The sequence below is a fragment of the Streptococcus sp. GMD4S genome, from assembly GCF_000296955.1.
Genome location: NZ_AJRE01000242.1, coordinates 1 through 1,253, shown reverse-complemented (window position 1 = coordinate 1,253; position 1,253 = coordinate 1). Strand labels below are relative to the sequence as shown.

2 protein-coding genes are annotated in these 1,253 nt (G+C 36.6%); both read right to left on the bottom strand.

The genetic code is table 11. The annotated features are described in order from the left end of the window. The coding region (locus GMD4S_RS09035; protein ID WP_001242123.1) for a hypothetical protein at positions 1–518 on the bottom strand (518 nt) is incomplete at its 3' end. After that, positions 515–1,141 (bottom strand): hypothetical protein, encoded by a 627-nt coding sequence (locus tag GMD4S_RS09030; RefSeq protein ID WP_001242088.1) that lies wholly within the window; start codon positions 1,139–1,141, stop codon positions 515–517. The genes GMD4S_RS09030 and GMD4S_RS09035, both read right to left, overlap by 4 nt. Positions 1,142–1,253: the final 112 nt, after the last annotated feature.

Here is a 1,253-nt window from a genome sequence, read left to right as displayed (position 1 = left end):
GCTTTCAAAACCTTTATCTCTTCTAAACTAATATCGACTGCTTCGTCGTAGGTCATATTCAGTAGGTCTTTATGTTTCGTTTTGAATTCTTCAACACTCAGCCATGTTTCTTTGTCGTCTTCGCTGATTTGGCCGTCAATGACAGATGCTACCTCAATCGCCATGATATAAAGAGCACGCTTGTCAACCGTTAAAATATCTAGATGAGTGGAAATAATTCGCAAATAATTACCTTTCTCACGCTCATCGCTTTCATAGGAATCTTCAAAATCCAATATTAGATACTCGTATTTAAATGAATTCCACGGATTATCTCCTATTTTAAAACCAGTCACCCCCCAACGTTCATCATTTGAAGAAAATTTGTCCAAACTAACGCTAAAATAGAAATCATCATCACGTGCGTAAGAAAAACCAACTTCCACACCTTTGCGTTCTTTGAACCACATTTTCCAAGGAAATTCTATACAGGTTTGGTATATACTAGTTTCGTAGTTACCTTTAAGATATAGTCTCACTCGTCTTCCTCATCGTCATAAACTCGTTCACCATGGATTTGGATGTACTCCTCACGCTTCCTATCCAATTCTTCCCAGATGGGATCATCAATAGCATCAATCGTTTGAATTTCTTCCAAACTCATCTCATTTGCTTCATCAAAGGTTAGAGATAAGATATCTTGGTACTTTTCCTTGAATTCCTCGATTGTTAGCCATGTTTTCTTATCATCTTCACTAATTTGTCCATCAATAGCAATCGCAATTTCAAGCGCCATAATATACATAGCACGTTTATCAACTGTTAAAACATCCAAATAATTAGAAGCGATTCTTAGATATTTTCCCTTTTCTCTACCGTCGCTTTCATAACTTCCCTCATAATCCAAATCAATATTTTCATATTTTTGGGAATTTATTGCACTGCCACCTTTAACCTTGGCATCTTTCCAACGAGAGCCACTTGCTCCCCACTTATCTAACCTCAAAGATAAATAGAAGTCATTTTGCAACATCTCATCATCCCCGACATTTGAGAAACTTATTTTTTGACCATTTCTTTCTTTAAACCACATTTTCCAAACAAGCTCTCTAGTGGTAAATGTTATTTTTTTCTTAAAGTCACTTTTGATATATAGTCTCACTCGTCTTCCTCGTCGTCAAACACACGTTCACCATGGATTTGGATGTACTCCTCACGCTTCTTATCCAATTCTTCCCAGATGGGATCGTCAATAGCATCAATCGTTTGAATTT